General features: G+C 39.2%; 19 protein-coding genes and 2 pseudogenes. All 21 read left to right on the top strand.

From position 1 onward, the window contains the following. Positions 1-121: 121 nt before the first annotated feature. Positions 122-700 (top strand): UpxY family transcription antiterminator, encoded by a 579-nt coding sequence (locus NSB03_RS01250; protein WP_024986232.1) that lies wholly within the window; start codon positions 122-124, stop codon positions 698-700. 39 nt (positions 701-739) lie between these two features. Next, on the top strand, positions 740-1,540 hold the full coding sequence (locus NSB03_RS01255) for a polysaccharide biosynthesis/export family protein (RefSeq protein ID WP_228767179.1): 801 nt from the start codon (positions 740-742) through the stop codon (positions 1,538-1,540). Positions 1,541-1,544: 4 nt separating this feature from the next. Then, the gene (locus tag NSB03_RS01260) at positions 1,545-3,863 is read left to right on the top strand and encodes a GumC family protein (RefSeq protein WP_024986230.1); all 2,319 of its coding nucleotides are present in this window, start codon (positions 1,545-1,547) and stop codon (positions 3,861-3,863) included. A 15-nt stretch (positions 3,864-3,878) separates the two neighbouring features. Beyond that, complete coding sequence (locus NSB03_RS01265) at positions 3,879-5,804, top strand: polysaccharide biosynthesis protein (RefSeq protein ID WP_257466157.1); 1,926 nt, start codon at positions 3,879-3,881, stop codon at positions 5,802-5,804. A gap of 55 nt (positions 5,805-5,859) precedes the next feature. Beyond that, entirely contained in the window at positions 5,860-7,401 is a 1,542-nt protein-coding gene (locus NSB03_RS01270; RefSeq protein WP_135035018.1) for a lipopolysaccharide biosynthesis protein, read from the top strand. Next, positions 7,389-8,624, top strand: a complete 1,236-nt coding sequence (locus NSB03_RS01275; protein WP_024986229.1) for a Coenzyme F420 hydrogenase/dehydrogenase, beta subunit C-terminal domain — start codon at positions 7,389-7,391, stop codon at positions 8,622-8,624. The genes NSB03_RS01270 and NSB03_RS01275 overlap by 13 nt, the downstream gene beginning before the upstream one ends. After that, complete coding sequence (locus NSB03_RS01280; RefSeq protein ID WP_024986228.1) at positions 8,624-9,802, top strand: polysaccharide pyruvyl transferase family protein; 1,179 nt, start codon at positions 8,624-8,626, stop codon at positions 9,800-9,802. The genes NSB03_RS01275 and NSB03_RS01280 overlap by 1 nt, the downstream gene beginning before the upstream one ends. A gap of 1 nt (position 9,803) precedes the next feature. After that, complete coding sequence (locus NSB03_RS01285) at positions 9,804-10,772, top strand: glycosyltransferase family 2 protein (RefSeq protein WP_024986227.1); 969 nt, start codon at positions 9,804-9,806, stop codon at positions 10,770-10,772. Further along, on the top strand, positions 10,757-11,719 hold the full coding sequence (locus tag NSB03_RS01290; RefSeq protein WP_024986226.1) for an acyltransferase family protein: 963 nt from the start codon (positions 10,757-10,759) through the stop codon (positions 11,717-11,719). Before NSB03_RS01285 ends, NSB03_RS01290 begins: the two co-directional genes overlap by 16 nt. Then, positions 11,716-12,627 carry an SP_1767 family glycosyltransferase gene (locus NSB03_RS01295; RefSeq protein WP_024986225.1) on the top strand — a complete coding sequence of 304 codons (912 nt, stop codon included), beginning with the start codon at positions 11,716-11,718 and terminating at the stop codon, positions 12,625-12,627. Before NSB03_RS01290 ends, NSB03_RS01295 begins: the two co-directional genes overlap by 4 nt. Then, positions 12,627-13,589: a glycosyltransferase family 2 protein gene (locus NSB03_RS01300; protein WP_024986224.1), complete on the top strand. Its 963-nt coding sequence runs from the start codon at positions 12,627-12,629 to the stop codon at positions 13,587-13,589. Before NSB03_RS01295 ends, NSB03_RS01300 begins: the two co-directional genes overlap by 1 nt. Continuing rightward, on the top strand, positions 13,586-14,707 hold the full coding sequence (locus tag NSB03_RS01305; RefSeq protein ID WP_024986223.1) for a polysaccharide pyruvyl transferase family protein: 1,122 nt from the start codon (positions 13,586-13,588) through the stop codon (positions 14,705-14,707). The genes NSB03_RS01300 and NSB03_RS01305 overlap by 4 nt, the downstream gene beginning before the upstream one ends. After that, positions 14,704-15,822 (top strand): glycosyltransferase, encoded by a 1,119-nt coding sequence (locus NSB03_RS01310; RefSeq protein ID WP_024986222.1) that lies wholly within the window; start codon positions 14,704-14,706, stop codon positions 15,820-15,822. Before NSB03_RS01305 ends, NSB03_RS01310 begins: the two co-directional genes overlap by 4 nt. A gap of 6 nt (positions 15,823-15,828) precedes the next feature. Beyond that, positions 15,829-16,995, top strand: a complete 1,167-nt coding sequence (locus NSB03_RS01315) for a glycosyltransferase (RefSeq protein ID WP_024986221.1) — start codon at positions 15,829-15,831, stop codon at positions 16,993-16,995. A 26-nt stretch (positions 16,996-17,021) separates the two neighbouring features. Next, entirely contained in the window at positions 17,022-18,071 is a 1,050-nt protein-coding gene (locus tag NSB03_RS01320) for an EpsG family protein (RefSeq protein WP_159102115.1), read from the top strand. Further along, the gene (locus NSB03_RS01325) at positions 18,068-18,940 is read left to right on the top strand and encodes a glycosyltransferase family 2 protein (protein ID WP_257466158.1); all 873 of its coding nucleotides are present in this window, start codon (positions 18,068-18,070) and stop codon (positions 18,938-18,940) included. Before NSB03_RS01320 ends, NSB03_RS01325 begins: the two co-directional genes overlap by 4 nt. A 2-nt stretch (positions 18,941-18,942) precedes the next feature. Continuing rightward, on the top strand, positions 18,943-20,019 hold the full coding sequence (locus tag NSB03_RS01330; protein WP_257466159.1) for a glycosyltransferase: 1,077 nt from the start codon (positions 18,943-18,945) through the stop codon (positions 20,017-20,019). Positions 20,020-20,132: 113 nt separating this feature from the next. Next, complete coding sequence (locus NSB03_RS01335) at positions 20,133-20,582, top strand: serine acetyltransferase (protein ID WP_257466160.1); 450 nt, start codon at positions 20,133-20,135, stop codon at positions 20,580-20,582. Positions 20,583-20,586: 4 nt separating this feature from the next. Further along, on the top strand, positions 20,587-21,588 hold the full coding sequence (locus NSB03_RS01340) for an acyltransferase family protein (protein WP_257466161.1): 1,002 nt from the start codon (positions 20,587-20,589) through the stop codon (positions 21,586-21,588). Positions 21,589-21,650: 62 nt separating this feature from the next. Further along, positions 21,651-22,011, top strand: a pseudogene (locus tag NSB03_RS01345) (hypothetical protein). Positions 22,012-22,058: 47 nt separating this feature from the next. Continuing rightward, a pseudogene (locus NSB03_RS01350) lies at positions 22,059-22,256 on the top strand (hypothetical protein); the annotation flags it as partial. Positions 22,257-22,735: the final 479 nt, after the last annotated feature.

Below are 22,735 nucleotides of genomic sequence, written 5' to 3' on the forward strand. Positions count from 1 at the left end.
CTGATTATTAGGATTTTCTCTTTTTTATGCTCTGTTTATGTGCATAATTTTCCTTTCCATTGTTGTGTGTGTGCTCATTCCGTTACCTAAGAAGTAACGGACAAAAATGGGGTAAAAAAACATGATTTTAACGAAGAGAAAATCAGTAATTGCTGGGCCTAGCAATGGGACAGGGGAAGGCGTAGCACACTCTAAACGCTGGTATGTAGCTTTGGTTCGTATGCATCACGAAAAGAAGGTTGCCGAGCGTTTGGACAGAATGGGGATTGAGAATTTCGTTCCTGTCCAACAAGAAATTCATCAATGGAGTGACCGCCGTAAGATGGTCGAGTCAGTCCTGCTCCCAATGATGGTTTTTGTTCATGTTGATCCGAAAGAGCGTATGGAGGTTTTGAGTTTTTCTACAGTGAGCCGCTATATGGTGATGCGGGGTGAGAGTACACCGGCGGTGATTCCTGATGATCAGATGGCTCGTTTCCGTTTTATGCTTGATTATTCCGAAGAAGCAATCTGTATGAACAGTTCTCCTTTGGCACGTGGTGAAAAAGTCCGTGTTGTCAAAGGCCCTTTGACCGGACTTGTCGGTGAGTTGGTCAATGTTGACGGCAAGAGCAAGATTGCCGTCCGTTTGAATATGCTTGGCTGTGCTTGTGTTGATATGCCTATTGGTTATGTAGAGTCAATCAGCGCGAAAAACTAATTCCCCTCTCTTTAATTTTATCCTCAATTTGTAATGAATATGAAAAGCAGTAGAGTTCCTTTTCTTTTTATGCTGTTGGTATGTGTCTTGGGCGGGATGACCTCTTGTGTGTCATCCAAAAAAATGCTTTATCTGCAAGGCGCTGATAAGTTGCATGAGAATCCACAGAGAATAGAAAGCAATTATGAATTGCGTATCAAACCGGATGACCAGCTTCTGATTACGATTAATAGTAAGGCTCCTGAGTTGTTGACTCCTTTCGCGAACAGCCAGGTATTAGGCTCAAGTTCGTCTACGAATATTCAGGAAACCACCGGCCTTTTAGTCAGCCAGAGTGGTAAGATAGAAATACCTGTTTTGGGCGAGATGCAGGCGGCCGGATTGACACGCCAGGAATTGGCGGCTGCGATTAAAAACAAACTTATCGAAGGTGAGTATATCAAGGACCCTACCGTATTGGTACGCTTCAAGGGGGCAAAAATAGTCGTTCTCGGTGAAGTGGGCAGTCCCGGAGTAAAAGACTTGCCCGGTGAACGTGTGACCATCCTCGAAGCTATCGGCTTGGCAGGTGATTTGCCGCCGACAGCCCATCGGGAGAATATTCTGGTTATCCGTGAGGAAAATGGTGAACGTAAGAGTTATAGCGTCAATCTTACTTCCGGAAAAGATATCCTGAACTCACCGGTTTTTTATCTTCAGCAGAATGATGTGGTCTATGTGGAACCCAACAAGGCTATAAATGTGAAAGGAAGTTCCGCACTTACCTACCTGTCTGCCGGTAGCAGCATTATCGGCGTATTGGCTTCTATATTATCATTAGTATTTATTCTTGCAAAATAATAAGATGGAATATACACAGGAAAATAATGAGAAAACAGTCAAGGAAAGCGGACTCAATATTAATTTGCGTGATATTGTAGAATTGCTCATTGCTAAATGGTACTGGTTTGCCCTTTCAGTATTTATTTGTGTAAGTGCGGCTTATCTATATACCCGTACCTTGGTCCCTGTTTACCAGCGTCAGGCTGTAATGCTGGTAAAGACGGGAGGAAAGACTGCGAATTCCGACATCTCGGCTATGCTGGAGTTGCAAGGCGGAATTACCGGCAGTGGCGTTGAAAATGAAATGTTCATACTCCGTTCCCATCAACTGGTACGAGAGGTTGTCAATCGGCTGCATTTGGATGTGTCATATGAGAAAGAAGGCTTTTTCCGTAATACATCTTTATATGCGGAATCTCCGGTTGAAGTGAATTTCATAGATCCGTATCATGCTTATTACCGTACGAAGGTGACCCCGTTGGACGTAAAGAATTACACCATTTCAGATAAAAAATATGCTTACGGGGATACTGTTCAGACAGAAGCGGGAAGAATAGTTGTGAATTTGAAACCGGAAAATTTAAGTGCTTATATAGGCAAGCTTGTTTCAGTGACACGAATAAGCCCCGAAACGGCGGCAGCTATATATAAAAGTGGTATTTCTACTTCACTTGCGGGCAAAGGTACTACTATGGTGCAGATTACTTGTACCGGAGATAATGTATCCCGTGCCGATGCGATTTTGAATGCCTTGATTAATGTTTATAATGAAACCATCATCGAGGACAAGAACCGTATAGCGGTAAACACCGCCAAGTTTATAGACGAACGTATTGCGGTAATCGGAAAAGAGTTGGGCGATGTGGAAGAAGAACTGACAGACTTCAAGCAGCGTAACCGGATTATAGGCTCGGAAGGGAACGGGTCGCAATTTCTTGCGGAAAGCAGCCGGATGAAGACCGAAAACCTTCAGATGGAAACGGAATTGTCCATAGCCCAATCCATTAAAAGCTATTTATTGGATGCCACCCGAAACAATCAGTTGATACCTAACGTATCCGGTGTCGGAGACGCAAGCGTCCAAAGTCAGATAACCGCATACAATGAACTGATGCTTCAACGCAACCATCTGCTGGCTGAATCCGGTGCAAAGAATCCCGTTGTGCAGACGGCAGATAAGAACCTGGCAGAGATGCGTACGGTAATTTCCGGTTCCATGGATAACTATATCAAGAACCTTCGACTGCGACTGGAAAAGACCCGTGCGGTAGAACGTCAGATCAACTCAGAGATTCAGGCTGTGCCCAAGCAGGAGAAGATGGCATTAAGTATTATCCGTCAGCAATCCATCAAAGAAGCGTTATATACTTTCCTGTTAAACAAGCGTGAAGAGAACGCACTGCAACTGGCAGTGACCGAAGCGAATATCCGTGTGGTGGAGTCACCGTTCGGCTCCAATGCACCTATCGCGCCTCATCCTGCAACTTTTCTGCTGGCGGCTTTAGCTGTAGGACTGGCTATCCCGTTGGGAATCCAGATATTAACTATGTTGTGGAATACGTCCGTCCGCGGTAGAAAGGATATTGAAGATTATACCACCATTCCGCTTTTGGGTGAGATTCCTTCCCGTAAAGAAGACATGGCAGACGATGCTATCGTGGTAGACGATAAGAAGAATGACTTTATTTCCGAATCGTTCCGTCTGCTTCGTGCCAATATAAACTTTGTTGCGAAAGACGCGCGTGTCCTCATGTTCACTTCCACTATGCCGGGAGAAGGAAAGTCGTTCGTATCCCGCAATCTAGCGGTGGCAATCGCTATTGCCGGGAAAAAAGTGGTATTGGTCGATACTGATATGCGCAAGAGAACGCAGAGTAAATTGGCGGGAATTAAGCATAAAGACGGGCTGAGTACATACCTGTCAGGACAGCATAATGATGTTGACAGCATCTTGGATAAAGGACTGATTCATCCGTCTGTCGACTCCCTGTTTGTTGGTCCTATTCCGCCTAATCCTTCCGAACTATTGATGAGCGACCGGTTGGAGAAATTAATAGAGGAACTGAAGAAACGTTATGACTATATCATATTGGATAATGTTCCGGCACAAGTTGTGGCAGATGCCGCCATTGTGAATCGTGTAGCAGAATTGACTTTGTATGTCATTCGTGACGGACAGCTTGACCGTCGCTATCTTCCGGAATTGGAGCGACTACACAAGGAAGGTAAGTTTAATCACTTGTGTATCGTTTTGAATGACAGCCATATTGAAAAGAAAAAATATGGCTACGGTTACGGCTATGGCTACGGCTATGGTTATAAATATGAGGAATATAAATAGATATAAATAATAGAGATGAAACAAAATCTGGAAAAATTTATCCGGTATATAAGCAGGACTTATTTTAGTTACTGGATAATATGGGGAATTGACTTAGTCATTTCGGTGACTTCCACCTGTTTCACTTATTGGTGGATACATTATCTTACGGGCACATTACTGAATGGTTGGGGAATGATTCAGACCGGAGCTTTAGCAGCAGTTGCCACTACGATAGCTTCCTATCTGTTTCACACATACCGTAACACGGTTCGTTATTCTCAACTGCGTTGTTTATGGCCGCTCATTTGTAGTTCATTGTTTAAGATGGCATGTGTGGCAATTGCTGTCTTTACATTCCTGCCTTCTGTCGGCTTACCGGCCAATCAGAAACTTTTGTTTGTCTTGTTCGACGGAATGTTGACTATCATCGTATTCGCTACTTCCCGGATGTTGATGGTTATCATCTACGAGGCCTTGATAGACATGATGAACAAGGAGAATATGCGTATTCTGATTTATGGAACGGATGACAAAAGTGTGGCTTTGAAGACCCGTTTGCTGCATAGCTCTCATTATAAAGTGGTAGGTTTTTATAGCTATGGCACTATCTATAAGCATCGTCGCCTGGCCGAATTGCCTATCTATTATTTTACGAACGAGCAGACATTCCAGCAACTGGTCCATAAACGGCATATTCAAGGTATCCTGTTTGCTCACAATGAGTCGACCCGTGCGGAAGAGACCCGTTTGCTTCAATACTGCAAGAATAACCATATAAAGACACTCATTGCCCCTTCTATCAGTGAGGCTGATGAAGACGGGAATTTTCATCAATGGGTACGTCCGGTAAAGATTGAAGACTTGTTGGGACGCCCTGAGATTAATATCAATATGAGTGAAGTCGCTGATGAATTCAGTGGAAAGGTGGTCATGGTTACAGGAGCAGCCGGTAGTATCGGTAGTGAACTCTGCCGTCAATTGGCGCAGATGAATATCGGTAAACTGATTATGTTCGATTCTGCCGAGACGCCTTTACATAACATCCGTCTTGAGTGCGAGCGGAAGTACCCTAACCTTGATTTTGTTCCGGTGATAGGAGATGTCCGTGTGATAGACCGCCTGCGTATGGTATTTGACATTTATCATCCTCAAATCATATTTCATGCAGCAGCCTATAAGCATGTTCCGCTGATGGAAGAAAATCCTTGTGAGGCTGTATTGGTGAATGTCACGGGTAGCCGCCAGGTGGCGGATATGGCAGTGAAGTATGGTGCGGAGAAGATGGTAATGGTTTCCACGGACAAGGCTGTCAATCCTACCAATGTGATGGGATGCTCCAAACGTCTGGCTGAAATCTATGTGCAGAGTTTGAGTTATGCCATTAAAGAAGGTAAGATAGAGGGTAAAACCAAATTTATCACTACCCGTTTCGGCAACGTCCTGGGCAGTAATGGTTCGGTGATTCCCCGCTTCAAGGAACAGATAGAAAATGGCGGTCCCGTTACCGTGACACACCCTGATATCATACGCTATTTCATGACTATCCCCGAAGCGTGTCGCCTGGTGATGGAGGCCGCTACTATGGGGGAAGGAAATGAGATCTTTGTATTCGAAATGGGTAAACCTGTGAAGATTGTGGATTTGGCTACCCGTATGATAGAGTTAGCGGGATATAAGCCGGGAGACGATATTGAGATTCAATTTACGGGTCTTCGTCCGGGAGAGAAATTGTATGAGGAAGTGTTGAGTAACGAGGAGAATACGATTCCTACGCATCATAAGAAGATAAAGATAGCTAAGGTTCGAAAATATGAGTATGAGGATATTGTAGAGACATACGATGAGTTTGAGAAATTGTCCCGTTCGGTGCAGATTTGGGAGACGGTGAAGTTGATGAAACGGACGGTGCCGGAGTTTAAGTCGAAGAATTCACGGTTTGAGGAGTTAGATCAGAAGTAATGTTGTGTTTGAACAAATTGAAAGTCAGCAAAAGGGGGCTTCTATATCTTGAAAAATGTCCATAACGGAAAATAATAAACGTATAGCTAAAAATACGCTTGCCCTTTATTTCCGTACATTCATTACAATGATTGTGGGGTTATATACCGGTCGTGTGATGTTGCAGGCGTTAGGGGTAGAAAACTATGGTATCAATGCTGTTGTAGGAGGTATCGTAGGTATGAGTTCGCTTATCACTGGCACCATGTCAGCAGCTATTAGCCGTTATATTACATGTGCATTGGGTAAGAAGGAGGACGGACAGTTGAAGACCATGTTTTCCACATCTATCAATGCACAGATTGTGATGGCTATGATTGTTGCATTGGTCTTGGAAATTGCTGGTGTATGGTTTCTTAATAATGAGGCCAATATACCGGAGGGACGCATGGAAGCAGCAAACTGGGTGTTACAATGTTCTATTGTCACCTTAATGATTTCACTTATCAGTTCTCCCTTTAATGCATTGATAATCGCCCACGAACGAATGGCAATCTATGCATATATGAGTGTTGTGGATGTTACGCTGAAACTTGCTATATGCTTTGTTATTATGGCGTATGGCGGTGACAGGCTTGTGTTGCTTGTAGTTCTACAAGTAGTAGTCGCTTTTAGTATGAGTATATTTTACGGTTATTATTGCAGTAGAAATTTTGAAGGCGCACATTACAGCCCCCGAATATTAGATAAAAGCTTAATGAAGGAACTCTCCATGTTCAGTGGCTGGAATCTGATAAATAATGGTGCATATGTTTTTGCCACTCAGGGTGTGAATATGCTTGTGAATGTGTTTTTTGGTGTTGTTTATAACGCTTCCCGGTCAATAGCCATGACTGTAAATGGTACTGTTCAAGGCTTTGTAAATAATTTTACAGTTGCGTTTTCACCACAGATAACCAAAAGTTACGCTGCTGGTGATGCTGCATATGCAGTCCATTTGGCAAATAGAGGAACCAAGTTTACATGGTTGATGATGTATGTTTTTATCGTACCTGTCTGTATGGAAGCCGAAACCCTCTTGCGACTTTGGCTTGGTGAAGTTCCGGAACTTGCACCTTTGTTTTTGCGTTTTGCCATGTTTGAGTCACTTGCCGTATCTTCTGGGCAGAACCTTTTCAAATTGATACAAGCGGACGGACATATTAAGAATTATACGATACGTGCCGCTATTACTGCCGGTTTGATATTTCCTTTGGTGTGGTTGGCGTTTAATGCTGGAGCTCCTGTTTGGACGGCTTACCTTATCTTTATTATAGATTTCTTGTTGCTCAATATTGTTCGTTTTAATGTTCTCAGGCGTTTAATGGCATTTTCCGTACGTATTTTTCTAAAAGAGTGTATTGTTCCTTGTATGATAGTATCTATAACTTCGTTTATATTACCTGTTATGGTAGCATATTACATGGAAGAAGGCATTATACGTTTTTTTGTGAATGGAACGATTTCTGTTGTTTGGACGTGCACATGTTGCGTGCTATTTGGGCTCACTAAGAGTGAACGTGCATTTTTTGGAGATAAAGCATATTCTATACTAAAGAAAATAACATGTTGCAAATAACGGATAAAAGTAAATGTTGCGGCTGTAATGCTTGTGTGCAGCGTTGTCCCAAGCAATGCATAGAGATGCATGATGATAAGGAAGGTTTCCTTTATCCGGTGATAGATACTGCTGTATGTATTGATTGCGGACTTTGCGAGAAGGTGTGTCCGGTGCTGAACCAGAATAATGTGAGGAAGCCTCTTCAAGTGTTTGCGGCAAAAAATAGAAATGAGATTCAGCGTTTGCATAGTTCCTCGGGAGGGATTTTCATTCTTCTTGCTGAGCAAATAATTCAAAATGGAGGTGTGGTCTTCGGCGCCCGTTTTGACAAGAATTGGGAAGTTGAACACTGTTATGCGGAAAGGATAGAAGAACTTCAGCCGTTGATGCGTAGCAAATATGTGCAGAGCCGAATTGCTAATACCTACAAAGAAGTAGAGTCTTTTTTGAAACATGGTAGACAGATTTTGTTTGTGGGGACTTCTTGCCAAATAGCCGGATTACATAAATTTTTAAGAAAGGATTATGACAACTTGCTTACGGTTGATTTTATTTGTCATGGTGTACCTAGTCCGGGTGTGTGGCGTAAATATTTAGAAGAAATAATAAGCGATAAATCCTCGCGAAGCGAGGTCGCTGGAAAAAATACGGTTTTGCCTTTTTCTCTAAAATCTGTGCCTGTGATAACAGGTATAAATTTTAGAGAAAAGCAACTTGGTGGTTATCGCTGGAAAAAATACGGTTTTGTTGTCCACGAAAAATCGCCCTTTAAGGGCGATCAAAATTCGGTTTTGTTGTCCACAGTATTTAATGAGAATGATTTTATGAGGGGATTTCTTTCCAATTTGATTTTACGTCCCTCTTGCTATTCATGCCCTGCTAAGGATGGAAAAAGCGGAAGCGATTTGACCATTGCAGATTTTTGGGGAATAGAAAATTTGTATCCGGAGTTTGATGATGATAAAGGTGTTGGAGTTGTCTTTGTACATACGGAAAAGGGAAAAAATCTATTTTCTTCAATAGAAGCAGAATATATGGAAGTGCAATATGATGAAGTTGTAAGGGCTAATTCTTCATATTATAAATCTGTATCCGTTCCTGTTGGTCGTATTAAGTTTTGGAAGAATTTCTATAAAGGAAAAACAATATCCGAATCATTGAAAAAGGCTATGTTGCCATCATTTTCCATACGGATGAAAATTAAGATAAAGTCAATTTTGAAGAATTTTATAAAGAGATAATGAAAATTGCAATATTAACTCAACCGTTGTATACCAATTACGGAGGTATACTACAAGCTTATGCTGTACAGAAGATTTTGCGCAATATGGGGCATGAAGTAGTGACTTTGGACATACCTTATCAAAATGTGAAGTATAAATGTTCTTTATATACTCACATTCGCCTTTTTTTTGTTACACTATTGCTTTTTCTTTTAAATAAATTGAAAGCACAAGATATAGTGTGGCCATATAATACAAGAAAGCGTAATAGGAAGCTCATTAGTCATTCAATGCACCCTTTTATCAAACGTATTATTCGTTTATCGCCTACGTTGGAGTCAGAAAGTGCTATTAAATATTATATAAAAGAACAAAATTTCGATGCTTATTTCGTTGGTAGTGACCAAGTATGGCGTCTCATGTATAGTCCTAATATTAGTTGGTATTTTTTGAGCTTTCTTCCAGAGGATACAAAAGTCAAACGTATAGCACTTTCAGCCAGTTTTGGTATAAGTGATTGGGAATATTCAAAAGAACAAACTGATTATTTAAAACCCTTTGCTAAAAGATTTGATGCAATATCGGTTCGTGAAATATCAGGGGTAGATTTATGTCAAAAATATTTAGGTGTTCAAGCTATACAGGTGATTGATCCAACTATGATGCTTACACATAGTGATTATGTTCAGTTGGTAGACATGGATGTGCAGAATACGCAGAGCATGCGGGGAGGTATCTTTTCGTATGTATTGGATGAGAGTGTAGAAAACCAAATGTTTTTAAATTATATTTCAAAGGAACTGGAACTTCCAGTTATGAATCTTGAAATAGAAAACCATAAGTATGGTCCATACGCAAGTAAAAAGAAGGCGATGGAATATGCTCCTAAATCTGTATCTCAGTGGCTACGAGGGTTTCAAGAAACCGAATTAGTAGTAACGGATTCATTTCATGGTACTGTGTTCTCTATTTTACATCATCGACCATTCATTGTCGTTGTTAATAAAACAAGAGGGCTTGCACGCATTGAAACACTTTTAAGTATTTTTGATTTAGAGGATAGATTGATAGAAACAGCAACAAACTGTAGCAAGGAATGGTTACTTAATGGTATTCAGTGGGAGAAAGTGAATCTAATTTTAGAGGAAAAACGTGAAATATTCAAGAGTTTTATAGATAACGCACTAAAAAAATAATATGACGAAACTTTCTATTATTGTCCCTGTATATAAAGCAGAGAAGACTATAGAACGGTGTATTAGAAGTATATTGTTACAAGATTATAGGGATTGGGAATTGATACTAGTTGATGATGGTAGCCCAGATGATAGTGGTAAAATATGTGATGAATATGCTGCAATAGATTCTCGTATAAAGGTTATACACAAGCAAAATAGTGGTGTTGGTTCGGCTCGTAATGTTGGACTTGATATAGCAATAGGAGAGCGTGTAACATTTGTAGATAGCGATGATGAAATAATTCAAGGTTTCTTTAGTACGACAATGGGGTATGATGAAGATGTTGTATCTGGAGGTTCTGTTTTATTAACTCTTGATGGGATGATAAGAAAGACATCTGAGATTGATGAAATAGTCGCACCGGCTGTTTTTTCGGGTAGAAAACAAATCTTCTCGGAAGTACATAAGGTGTCTCCTCGTTTTTCAGGACCTTGCTCTATGATATGGAAACGTTCTGTCATCGGAGACATTAGATTCAATACCAAAATGAAACTTGCTGAAGATACTTTATTTACTATTCAATGTTTAAGTAATTCTGATACTGTGAGGACAATATCTCAAAAGGTATATAAATACTATACTCCTGATAGTTATAGTTTGAAATATGAGATGACTATTGAACAGGCTGCACTACACATGCAATCTTTTTTTTCAATAGTGGATATTATTCCAGAAATAAATCCTGTATTTTGTTCAAATCGTGCAAAATTGTTCATTGAGACTTGTCAGAATGAAATGTTTAAGTATCCTAAACGTTTTCTCAATAATGAAATATTAATGAAGTATTACAAAAAGTATAGTGAGACTTGGACTGTGGAGAGTAAAGTTTTTTATGAACGTTTTATGAAGTACTATTTGGTTTTAGCTCCAATATATCAATTACGCTCATTAATAAATAATTGTATAAATAAATGTCACAGCGTATAGATTATCTTGATATCGCAAAACTCATAGGATTATCATTGGTTTGTTTCTGTCATATCCCTTTACCAGAAGGAGATTTTCATGTGTGGGTGTATTCCTTTCATATGCCGTTGTTTTTCTTGTTAAGTGGAATGTTTTTCAAACCTGAGAGTTTTTCGGTGAAAAGAACTGCGATGCAATTATTAGTACCTTTTATTCTATTCAATGTATTGGCGGTCTTCATGTCTGTTTGCGTTGATTTTTTATTATACAGAACACTACAATTCCCCAATTTGCATCCTATGAAATGGCTGATGAGTGGGTATGCGATAGGACCAAGTTGGTTCTTATTATCACTGTTTTGTATTAGGGTATTTTGTTCATATGCCTATAAATATGGGAAAATACGTACGTTGTTGATTGTAACCATTGTGTTGTTAGGTACGTTTGTTTTTACAGAGAATTGTAGTGTATGGAATATGTTGAACTTAGGTTCTTCTGTTTTGGGATTGCCTTTTTACTTAATGGGATATATAACGAAAGAGTATGTTCTGAAGTATATAAACTATGGAGGTATTGGGACTACAGTTCTTATGGCTATTGTAAGTCTTTTGGCTATACTTAACGGTCAAGTAGGTATACATGAACATTCGTATGGTAATAATATGATAGCTTTCTTGTTTTTCGGTTTGATGGGTACAGCAGTGCTGGTACGTCTGTCACAATACATCCGTATCCCTCATAAAATTCTCGATACCTTTATGCAAGGTGCGCTATTTTACCTCTGTATGCACACTTTGATGTTTGAGTATATGCTTCTTATATGGAATAAAGCCACAGGTGATTTTTCGGGGAATACGTTACTTGAGAAGATTATTGTAACCATTCTTACCTTCGTGGTTTCATATCCTATTATTCGATTTATGTTGAAATTTACTCCGATATTTTTAGGCAAACAATTAAAAAAATGAATATGCTGTTTAGAATCAAACGTCGTTTGCATTGGGAATGGCACAAATGGACCGATCAAATATATCGCAGGATTGTTACCCCGCCTTTTGTAATGTCGTATCAGGATTGTGTTGCTTACATCCTTAGTCATCGTGCATCTATCACTCGTTTTGGTGATGGAGAATTGGGAGTGATTTACGGTCGCACGTTGGGATTTCAAGAAAGAAATGAGAAATTAAGTACAAAGTTACGGCAGGTGTTGGAGTCGGATGTAGAAAATTTGCTTATTTGTCTTCCTGATACTTTTCAGAATTTGGAGCGGTATAATCAAGTTGAACAAGACTTTTGGAATGCTCATCATTATTTTAACCGTAGACGTTGGCTTAAAAGTTTGAAGTCGGGTAAATGTTATGGCAATACATTTTTGTCACGTTTTTATAGTATGGAGTTTGATAAGGCTCTATCAGCTCATCGCATAACTCTTCTTAAGCAACTCTGGAATAATAGGGATATAATCTTTGTTGAGGGACGAGATACAAAGATGGGGGTAGGTAATGATTTGTTTGACAATGCCCAATCTATCCGCCGAGTGTTATGTCCTTCAAAAGATGCCTTTGAAAAGTATGACGATATTATTACCAAGGTTTTAGAAATATCACATAACGAAAATAATCTGTTCATACTTGCTCTTGGTCCTACAGCGACAGCTATGGCGGCAGATTTGCACAAAGCAGGTTTACAAGCGTTGGATATGGGGCATATGGATATAGAATATGAATGGTATCGTATGGGGGTAACTCAAAAAGTGCCCGTTACTGGCAAATTTTCTAACGAGGCAGCAATACTTGGCCTTGCAGAGAGTACTGTTGTGGGCGAACTGAAAGATGATATATACCAGAAACAAATTATTATAGATCTGTCGAAATAATGGTATCAATAATTATACCTATCTATAATCCCGGTGATAAGTTTCGTGTGTGCCTTGACAGTATTAAGTCACAGACTTATCACGATATTGAGGTACTGATGGTGAATGATGGCAGCAAGGATAATAGCGCATCAATATGCAAGGAATTCGCAAAGGAAGATGAACGTTTTGTCTACATAGAACAGGAGAATGCGGGTGTATCAATGGCGCGTAACAAAGGTATTGTACATTCACATGGCGATTATATTTGTTTTGTAGATTCCGATGATAGTGTAGAACCCTGTTATGTGGAATGTATGGTGAAGACTATGGAGGAAACGCATGTTGATATTGTATTGCAGGGATTGAACAATCTTTATGATGGTAGATTGGGAGATAAGAAAGTATTTCCTAATCTGATAGTAAAAGTCGGTGAACTTGACGATAAGATGTTTGAAGAGTTGTTTTATTTCTGTGGCCCATATTGTAAACTTTTCCGTGCTGATTATATTCATAATAATAAAATAGAGTTTCCACCAAACATAGCTTATGGTGAAGATTTTGTTTTTTATGTGAAGTATCTGTATTTGTGCAGAAGTATCTCTTTTCTTTCCAATACTTTTTATAATTATTCTGTGGCGGTAACTGGTTCACTCTCGTCTGTGAGACTGCACCCTGATAAATTTTGGGCTAATCAGGTTAATAGACGTGGTGAGTATAAGAAACTTCGTAAACAATATGGCATAGAACAGCTTTTCTATCCGACTGAGAATAAAATAAAATTGGTGGCTTTACGTGGATTGCTTAGTAGTATCAAACATGCACAGGCGAGTCTGAAAGAATATTTGAATATTGTTGTTTATGACAAGGATTTTGGATTTTCTGATATTCTCCCATTAAACATATTTGACAAGTTCCTTTTATTCTTGATGAAGTCCAATAATTATGTCAGTCGTTTTATTTTAAAAACAATTATTAAATGAAGATAGGAATATTTACCCTTCATAGTAACACAAACTTTGGTGGCGGATTGCAGCAAATTGCACTTTTTGAAATATTGAAGTCTATGGGGCATGAACCACAGGTGGTTTGTGTGCAGAACGATATATCTCAATCTGTTTTTCGTAGGATTTTAGGGGTATTGTCATCATATAGTTTTTGGGGGGCGATTCGTGAATTGAAATCGAGAATTGTGAAGAAAAAATCTATTTGGGTAGGTAATTGGGATTTATATAAGCGTTGTGACGCTTTTAATTATGAGAACTTAAACTATACACCCAAATTCGGTATGGTCGAGTTGCCGAAGTATTGTAAGCGATATGATGCTATCATTGTTGGTAGTGACCAGGTATGGACGGATGTTTATTCCGCTGTACATCCTTTTTTTTGCGATGGTGTGGGTGACTTTAAAGGGTTAAGAATTGCTTATGCTGCTTGTTCGGCACATGATAGGGTACCGTTCTATAACCGCAAACATATAAGACAGTCGCTTAATAAATTTACCGCAATCTCAGTCCGTGATACAACCACGGTTCATCTTGTAGAAAGCGTGAAGTGTCCTAAACCTGCAATTGTAGCCGATCCGACATTGCTTTACGATTTTGAAAAATATATTAAGCCTGTAAATATTGCAGAACCATATATTTTTGCTTATGTATTGGGTGATAAACCTGTGGAATGGCATGCAAGGAACATAGAACACATCCGTAAAACAGTGGGTAATATTCAGGTTATAGCCCTAACTACTGAATTAAATGAAAATTATCCTTGGGCTGACCGAATTCTGACAGGGGAACTTGCTGTTGATTGGATGAATCTTCTAAGTAATTCACAATTTGTATATACAAATAGTTTTCATGCCGTTATTTTTTCATTGAAGTTTCATAAAGAGTTTGTGGCTTATTATGGCGATCTTGTACGTTCAAGCCGAATGGCTGGATTGATAAATCAATTTGAACTGAATGACAGAATAGTAAAAGAGCCAAGCTTTGTGAATCTCTCTCAAAAAATGCAATTTAAGAAAACAGATGAAGCCATTTCTTCCCTTACGAAGAATTCTTTAGAATGGTTGGTAAAAAGTTTGAATAAAACTATTCAATGAAAAAGAAATACTTATTTTTATATGGTCCCCTCAATGGTGGCGGTGCAGAGCGGGTGTTGCTTGATATTTTGCGTAATTTCGATTATACAGAAAACGAGGTGCATTTGTGTCTCTTTTGTGGTGGTGGGATTTTAATTGATGAGGTACCAGCAAAAGTTGTGAAGCATGAACTGTGGCCTGGCTATACGTTGGGTTATAAATTGGCTTATCGTGCATCGTTGAAATTTGGTTGGCATGGACTTTTACGTCATCAATTTCATAAAATAATGGATGCCTACGGAAATTTCGATGTTGTTATCAGTTTTCTTGAAGGTATGCCTTTGCGTATTCACTACCTGCTGGATATAAAGAAGGGGAAACAGGTGACATGGGTACATTGCGATTTGTTACGTTTTCCATATACTGATAGTCAATTTCGCATTGGTGAGCAATTGGCTGCGTACAATAGCATGAATGCTGTGGTGTGTGTGGCACAAGATACCGAACGTGCATTCAAAGAACGATTTCCACAATGTACTACACAAACTCAAGTGATATATAATCCCATCGATATTGCCAAAGTGGAACGGATGGGGAATGAAAAAAATGTTGATAACAAGCGTTTTACAATTGTTATGACTGGTAGACTAACCCCCCAAAAAAAAACAGAGCGCTTTGCGTTGTTGGCAAAACGTTTCAAAGATATAGGGCGTAGTGATATTCTGTTCCAATGGATAGGTGATGGTGAACTGCGCAGTACAATGGAACAGCAGATTCATGACCTTGAAGTAGGGGATATGGTGCAGATATTGGGATTTAAACGGAATCCTTTCCCTTATGTGAAATCTGCTGATATGATGTTCTGTTGTTCTGGTTATGAAGGCTTTTGCTTGGCTATCTGTGAGGCGATGGTACTTGGTGTGCCGGTGGTAAGTACTAAAACGTCAGGTCCGATAGAAATTATAGACAATGACAAATATGGAATATTATGTGACCACGATGAAGAGTCCATGTTCAACGCTGTGCTTACGATGGTAAACGATGCAGACTTGCGTAGACATTATGCTATGGTCGGTAAAGAACGTGTCAAGAAATATGCTGCTGAAGAATGCATGAAGCAGATCTATTTATTGTAATTTGGCATGAAAAAACGAATATTATTCCTTATAAGTAATCTTGAGAGCGGTGGAGTGAGTAAAAGCATGGTGAGTTTGCTCAATACCATTGACAGACAGAAGTATGATGTGGCATTGTGGATAGCATCTCCTCACGGTGTGTTTTTCGCACAAGTACCTAAGGATGTGAAAGTGATTTCCGATAAGCGGATTACAGCACTCATGCAAGGTTTTAACGGGGTTGTCGGCTTGTTAAGACAAGGGTGCTTATTGAGGGCATCCGGTAGTTTGCTTCGTATGGGGGTGTCTAAAGTATCCAAATCATGGGCGGGGCTTCTCCTGGCACGGTTGATGCCTGTCATTGATAAAAGTGAGTATGATTTGATTGTAGATTATAATGGTCAGCAACAGTTATACTATATGGTCAATAAACTGAGAGGAAAGAAAAAAGTTACTTTTTTCCATAGCGACTATTCGCAATGGCCCTATTACTTCATGGCAGATAAAAAATATTTTCCCAAAGTTGATGCGATATTTACTATTTCCCAACATTGTGTGGAGGTGCTGAAAGAGTGGTTTCCTGAACAGGACGATAAGATACATCTGATGGAGAATATCACTTCGCCATTACTTATAAACAAACTGGCAGAAGAATCGTTTGAGAATCCGTGGCCTGCCGGAAGTGTAAAGTTGATAACAGTGGGGCATGTAGTGGATACCAAAGGTTCTCATTGGGCTATTGAAGCGGCGCATATCCTCAAAGAACGTGGAATAAATATACATTGGGTTTTTGTTGGTTCTGTCAGTAATGCTCTTCGATATAATAAAATGATAGAACAATGGAGTCTGCGAGATACTATCACATTTGCCGGAATTACTCCAAATCCATATCCTTATATCAAGTCGGCTGATATATTTGTGCATCCTTCGCAGTTTGAAGGTAAAAGTATCGCTCTTGACGAAGCAAAACTCTTGTGCAAGCCGGTGGTTGTCACAAACTTCTCTACTGTCCATGACCAGTTTAAGGACAAGGTAAATGCTACTATCTGTGAAATGAATCCTGTCGCTATTGCCAATGCTATTGAGACCTTGATTAAAGACAAGGCTTTGTGCGAAAAATACGTTAGTTGTTTGAAAACGCATCAAACAGATAATACATCAGAAATAAGTAAGATTTACGAATTGGTTGATTAATGATGTTCTCATTATATACACTTGACATGTTGGCTCATGTAACTTTTTTTATTGCGCTTGTATATAGCTTACAAATACGTTCAGGGTCGGCAGCGATAAGAAGTAACACTAAGGGGGAGGCATTTATCTTTGCTGTGTTTGTGGCATTTATGCTTGGACTGTATGACATAGGGTATGGATATAGTGCCGATCGTGAGAGATATGCATATTCTTTTCTGCGATATGTGAATTATGATGTAAGCTGGGAAGAAATATTGGCAGAAAGTGAGTGGATGTTTCAGGGTTATCAAAAAGTAACAAGTTTCTTAGGAGAACCACAGTATTGGTTTGTACTAACGGCGTTAATTTATGTATTCAATAATTATATTGTAGCCAAGAGACTAGCCCCGAAAAGTGTTTTTTTGCTGTTGTTGGCAATGCTTGGAGCTTTTTGTTTTAGAGGATATGGCGTTAATACAATTCGTGCAGGGTTGGCTCTTTCTTTTGTCTTGGTCGGATTGACATATTATAGAAATATTTGGAAAGTTCTTGTATTCTTTTTCATTGCTTACCACATTCATCACTCGACAGCTATTCCAATTGCCGCGTTTTTGGTGGCAAGATACTATAATAGACCTAAGTTTTTTTATTATTTCTGGTTCCTATGTATAGTATTAAGTGCAGCTATGGGAGGATTCTTCACAGGTCTTTTTTCGTCATGGGGGAATGAATTTGATTCGCGTACGAGCTATTTGACAACTGTTGAAACTCATTACAATGTAGGTTTTAGAATCGATTTTGTTTTATATAGCTGCTTGCCTATTATTATAGGATATATCTATCAAAATAGGCTATATTATAAAAATGAATTTTATTCATTGATCCATAGTACATATATCATAGCCAATGCCTTTTGGGTTTTGGTGATTCGCGCCAATTTCTCTGACCGATTCGCATATCTTTCTTGGTTTATGTATGCATTGGTTATGATGTATCCGTTGTTGGAAAATCCTGAACATTTTAAAAATGTACGTGATAAGGTCTTTTGGACTTTGTTGGGAATAAATTTATTTACCTATTTTATGTTTTGGCGATGATAACAGTTTTTACTCCTACGTACAACAGAGCACATTTGTTGCAAAGACTCTATGATAGTCTTTGTGAGCAAACTGTACTTAAATCCGGATGGGACCACCCTTTTGAATGGGTGGTGGTAGATGACGGTTCGACCGATAATACGGAAGAACTGATGCAGATAATTATTGCAGAACAGAAGATACCGATAAGCTATGTGAAAAAGTCCAATGGTGGAAAGCATACGGCAATAAACAGAGGGGTTAAGGAAGCTAAAGGCGATTTGTTTTGGATTTTGGACAGTGATGACAGTCTGCCCGCTAATGCCATTGAGGTGGTGCTGAGATATGTTCCTCAAATGAAAAATGTTGCCGCTGCTGGTGTTTGCGGCTATATGGCACATCATAATGGTGAGATTATAGGAAATCCGGTTGTGGCAGAACCCAAGGTGGTGTCATCCATAGAGATGCGCTATAAGCTGGGAATAACAGGTGATATGATGGAGGTGTTTCTGACATCGGCCTTACGTGAGTTCCCTTTTCCTGAGATAGAGGGTGAACGATTTTGTCCGGAGGTGTTGGTATGGTATCGCATAGCACGAAAGTACAAATTACTTCTAGTACCTGATATTATTTATTATAGAGACTACCTTGATGGAGGGTTGACAGACAATATCATAAAAATTCGTATGAAGAGTCCTGTCGGTGCTATGTTGACATATTCGGAATTGTTTGACCTTAATGTGCCATTGAAACACAAACTGCGTAATGCAATTAACTATTGGCGATTTGCATTCTGTACAAAAAAAAGAAATGTAAAAATTGCATCATGGGGCAATTTAATTGCTCCATTGGGGTGGTTGATGCATATGAAAGATAAAAGTAAAGTTTAGTTATGAAAATCCTTCATGTAATTACTTCTCTCTATACAGGGGGGGCTGAAAAGTTGATGGTTGATTTGCTTCCGCGTATGCAGAAAAAAGGTCATCAAGTAGAATTATGTATATTTGATGGAACCCGTACTCCTTTTTTTGTGCAGTTGGAAAACTCTGGAATAAAGATTCACTGGTTTCGTAAAGGAGGTAGTGTTTACAATCCGTTAAATGTCTATCGTCTTTGGCGTTTGATGTGTAAAGGTTGGGATATTGTACATACCCATAATACTGCTCCACAATTATTTGCCGCTTTCGGCGGAGTGTTATGCTCTGTGGTGCTTGTCACCACAGAGCATAACACTTCCAATCGCAGACGCGATTGGAAGTGGTATGCTTGGTTTGACAGATGGATGTTTCGACAGTATAAGGAGGTGATATGTATCAGCGACCAAGCCGAGATTAATCATCGCAACCATATGAGCGATAATGATAGCAAGAACGTATGTACGATATATAACGGTATTGATTATCATAAATACGCCAATGCTGCTCTTGCTGAAGATATAAGGTCGTTGGGAGAGAAGATTATTACAAATGTAGCGGGTTTTCGTTATCAGAAAGATCAGCCCACACTTATTAAAGCGATGAAATATCTTCCAGATACTTATCATCTTTGTCTTGTCGGAGACGGTGAACGTAGGGCAGAGTTTGAAGCGTTGATAAAAGAGCATCGTTTGGAACAACGTGTGCATTTATCGGGTTTGCGTAGCGATGTTCCCGAAATACTTGCAGCAAGCGATTATATTGTGATGTGTAGCCATTTTGAAGGTTTGTCTCTTTCTTCACTCGAAGGCATGGCATCCGGTAAGCCGTTTCTTGCCGATGATGTAGACGGTCTTCGTGAAATAGTTAAAGGGAATGGAGTCTTGTTCGGGTACAAGGATGCAAAAGGGTTTGCAGATGCTGTTTTAAAACTCGATAACGATACTGCATACAGAGAACGTATTGTCAAACAATGTCAGGCAAAGGCAATCCGATATGATATAAGTGTGATGACTGAAAAATATCTTGATGTATATAAAAAATTGCTTGGATAATGAATGTGCGAATCAAGAAAGACTTGTTCCGATATATTGGTTCGGATTGTCATAAGTTGCATATGCAGCTACGCTATTTATTTTTTACCCCAGGGTTTCAATACACCTATTTGATGCGTAAATGTCAAAAAGGTGGAGTATTCAAATTCTTCTGGATGATACTTCTCAGATGGTGCATGTTTAAAACAGGGATTCAGATTCCGTATCAGACAACCATAGGAGAAGGGTTGTACATTGCTCATTTTGGGAATATCATCATAAATCCCGGAGCGAAGATTGGAAAGAACTTTACGATAGCCGCTGGCGCTTTGGTCGGATTTACTCTTGGGAAAAGAATAGGGCATCCGACGATTGGAGATAATGTGCGTATGTGTACTAATTCGATGGTGATAGGTAAAGTTACAATAGGAAACAATGTATTGATTGCTCCTGGTGCATTCTGTAACTTCGATGTACCTGATAACTGTATTGTAATTGGAAATCCGGGCACAATAATTCAAAGAACGTCATCTCCAACTGCCAAATACAATGGGGCGTTTGTGGTAGAAAACTATCAGTGTTAGCAACATGACAAAGCAAGAAACTCAAATAATGAAAGGAGTGGCAGTATTGCTGATGATATTCCTTCACCTTTTCAATCAGATGCACAATGTTGAGTTATGTGAGTCATTTATATACATAGGGAATATGCCTTTTGTGTATTGGCTTTCTGCGGCAACAAATCCTGTTTCGTTTTTTCTTATTCTTTCCGGTTACGGTATGCATTTTATTCATGTTCGGACGGAAAGTAGGGATACTCATAGATGGAGCCGAGTTGCAAAATTATATTTGCATTGGTGGGTGATTTTAGCATTGTTTACAGTACCGTCTTTTGTTTATAATGGGAATTACTATACTAACTATTCTCAAGTAGTAAATAATTATACGGCATTTAAAACCTCGTGGTATGCTGAAGGCTGGTTTCTGTTCCCATTCGTTTGTTTGTCTCTCTTGGCTCCATTACTTTTCAAATTGACTGATAAGTTTAAGGTCAGATGGATATTGCTGGTATCGTTTTTAGTGGGAACATGCACTAGTTTTATTGTCAGTCGTTATGGTGCGAAGTATCTTTATAATACTCCTTGGTTGTACGATCCTTTCTTGATAATACATTTGGCGCCGTCTTTTATATTCGGTGCAATGTTGCAAAGAACGGGATTTGTATATAAAGTGCAGCAGAAATGTAGAACAAAATGGTTATGGCTTGCATTGACGATAATAGTTATTATTATGTGTATCACACGCACAGCGGCTTGGGGACCATTGTATGCAACAACATTTATAGTACTATTTCTTTCGGCTCCCCGCCAGCAATGGGTTGATAAAGTATTGGCACATTTGGGTGACCATTCTATGAACATGTGGTTGATACACGCTTGGTTTTGTTACTATATATTTCATGATTTTGTGTACTCGCTACGTTATCCTTTGGTTATATATGTGGTATTGGTTATAGTAAGTTTGTTGTGTTCTTATTTGGTAAATGCAATTTTCTCCTTTTTCACTGTTATTTGTCATAGAAAATGGTAAGCAGTCAAAAAAGGCTATTAATTGAAAGTGATACCTTCGCTGCCAACCCAATTTATATAATTATGTATAGCAGTGAAGATCTGGAAAGGTTTTACTTTCAGTACCAGAGCGAGGCTTTGCCTCATGGAGAATCTCTCCAATCATTCTGTGTTAAGAACAAAGTTCCTTATAACATCTTTCAAAAACGGTTTAAGGATACTCGCAAAAAAGTAATCGAAGTTCAGATTGATGGTGCTCCTGTGCCTACTCATGAGAAAAAAGACAAGACCGGTGTTCAACCTCAACCTGTATCAAAAAACAGTGAAAATTCCGTTCGCATATGGATTGACCTTCGTATTAGTAATGGATTACACTTGTCCCAAAAAGAATTTAAGCTATCAGGATTTAGTTCGTATGGTAGAGAAATTGGAGATTTTATGTTGAATGTTACCGGTCTGAATCATTATTATTATGTGCGTGACTTTACCGATATGCGTTGCAAGCACAGCCGTGTGTTGTCTATCATTCGTGAACGGCTTCAAATCGACTCAAAAAAGGAGGTGTTGAGTAGGGAAACCTACTCACGTAATCCTATAAATTATAGTGAATGTATGGCAGACGATCAAAAAGACCGATACATACAATACCTTGCTGAGCAGAATCATGACCTCAGGTTGAGAAGTGATGCCGGTGTTGAGATGGCTGCAACTTATCATAGTGTAATAGGAACGGTAAAGCTTCATGGCAGTTCTATATGGAACTTCATCGGAACTAGCTAAAGGTGTAATAAAGTTGAATTTTGAACCTTCACTTCCTTCACGAGGAGATAATTATCTGTTTAACAGATATATTCTGTGAAGAAATGAAGAAAACATCTATCATTCACACCTTCACGGACTCACGGCCTTTTATCTTCATGCTAAAAACTGTCGACTGACTATATTTTATTTGATTGAATGTCTTAATATATAAGTAGACGACTATAGTTGTCCACTTTGCCGACTGGAGTCGGCTGGACGGCTGACTGTAGTTGACCAATCAGCCGACTACAGTCGGCTATTGATTAGAGAAACAATTAGACTTTGCCAAGTGGTTATTTATCCCTAAAACGGTTACTAATGAAAGAGGCTGGGTAAGCGTCTCCGTGATGCCGTGATTCGATAAGTGA

This window comes from Bacteroides acidifaciens, from assembly GCF_024623065.1.
Taxonomy (GTDB): Bacteria; Bacteroidota; Bacteroidia; order Bacteroidales; family Bacteroidaceae; genus Bacteroides; species Bacteroides acidifaciens.

Excerpts from the sequence above, each read along its gene's own strand:
- NSB03_RS01250 (WP_024986232.1), top strand. The coding sequence starts at position 122 with ATGATTTTAACGAAGAGAAAATCAGTAATTGCTGGGCCTAGCAATGGG.
- NSB03_RS01255 (WP_228767179.1), top strand. The coding sequence starts at position 740 with ATGAAAAGCAGTAGAGTTCCTTTTCTTTTTATGCTGTTGGTATGTGTC.
- NSB03_RS01260 (WP_024986230.1), top strand. The coding sequence starts at position 1,545 with ATGGAATATACACAGGAAAATAATGAGAAAACAGTCAAGGAAAGCGGA.
- NSB03_RS01265 (WP_257466157.1), top strand. The coding sequence starts at position 3,879 with ATGAAACAAAATCTGGAAAAATTTATCCGGTATATAAGCAGGACTTAT.
- NSB03_RS01270 (WP_135035018.1), top strand. The coding sequence starts at position 5,860 with ATGTCCATAACGGAAAATAATAAACGTATAGCTAAAAATACGCTTGCC.
- NSB03_RS01275 (WP_024986229.1), top strand. The coding sequence starts at position 7,389 with ATGTTGCAAATAACGGATAAAAGTAAATGTTGCGGCTGTAATGCTTGT.
- NSB03_RS01280 (WP_024986228.1), top strand. The coding sequence starts at position 8,624 with ATGAAAATTGCAATATTAACTCAACCGTTGTATACCAATTACGGAGGT.
- NSB03_RS01285 (WP_024986227.1), top strand. The coding sequence starts at position 9,804 with ATGACGAAACTTTCTATTATTGTCCCTGTATATAAAGCAGAGAAGACT.
- NSB03_RS01290 (WP_024986226.1), top strand. The coding sequence starts at position 10,757 with ATGTCACAGCGTATAGATTATCTTGATATCGCAAAACTCATAGGATTA.
- NSB03_RS01295 (WP_024986225.1), top strand. The coding sequence starts at position 11,716 with ATGAATATGCTGTTTAGAATCAAACGTCGTTTGCATTGGGAATGGCAC.
- NSB03_RS01300 (WP_024986224.1), top strand. The coding sequence starts at position 12,627 with ATGGTATCAATAATTATACCTATCTATAATCCCGGTGATAAGTTTCGT.
- NSB03_RS01305 (WP_024986223.1), top strand. The coding sequence starts at position 13,586 with ATGAAGATAGGAATATTTACCCTTCATAGTAACACAAACTTTGGTGGC.
- NSB03_RS01310 (WP_024986222.1), top strand. The coding sequence starts at position 14,704 with ATGAAAAAGAAATACTTATTTTTATATGGTCCCCTCAATGGTGGCGGT.
- NSB03_RS01315 (WP_024986221.1), top strand. The coding sequence starts at position 15,829 with ATGAAAAAACGAATATTATTCCTTATAAGTAATCTTGAGAGCGGTGGA.
- NSB03_RS01320 (WP_159102115.1), top strand. The coding sequence starts at position 17,022 with ATGTTGGCTCATGTAACTTTTTTTATTGCGCTTGTATATAGCTTACAA.
- NSB03_RS01325 (WP_257466158.1), top strand. The coding sequence starts at position 18,068 with ATGATAACAGTTTTTACTCCTACGTACAACAGAGCACATTTGTTGCAA.
- NSB03_RS01330 (WP_257466159.1), top strand. The coding sequence starts at position 18,943 with ATGAAAATCCTTCATGTAATTACTTCTCTCTATACAGGGGGGGCTGAA.
- NSB03_RS01335 (WP_257466160.1), top strand. The coding sequence starts at position 20,133 with ATGCGTAAATGTCAAAAAGGTGGAGTATTCAAATTCTTCTGGATGATA.
- NSB03_RS01340 (WP_257466161.1), top strand. The coding sequence starts at position 20,587 with ATGACAAAGCAAGAAACTCAAATAATGAAAGGAGTGGCAGTATTGCTG.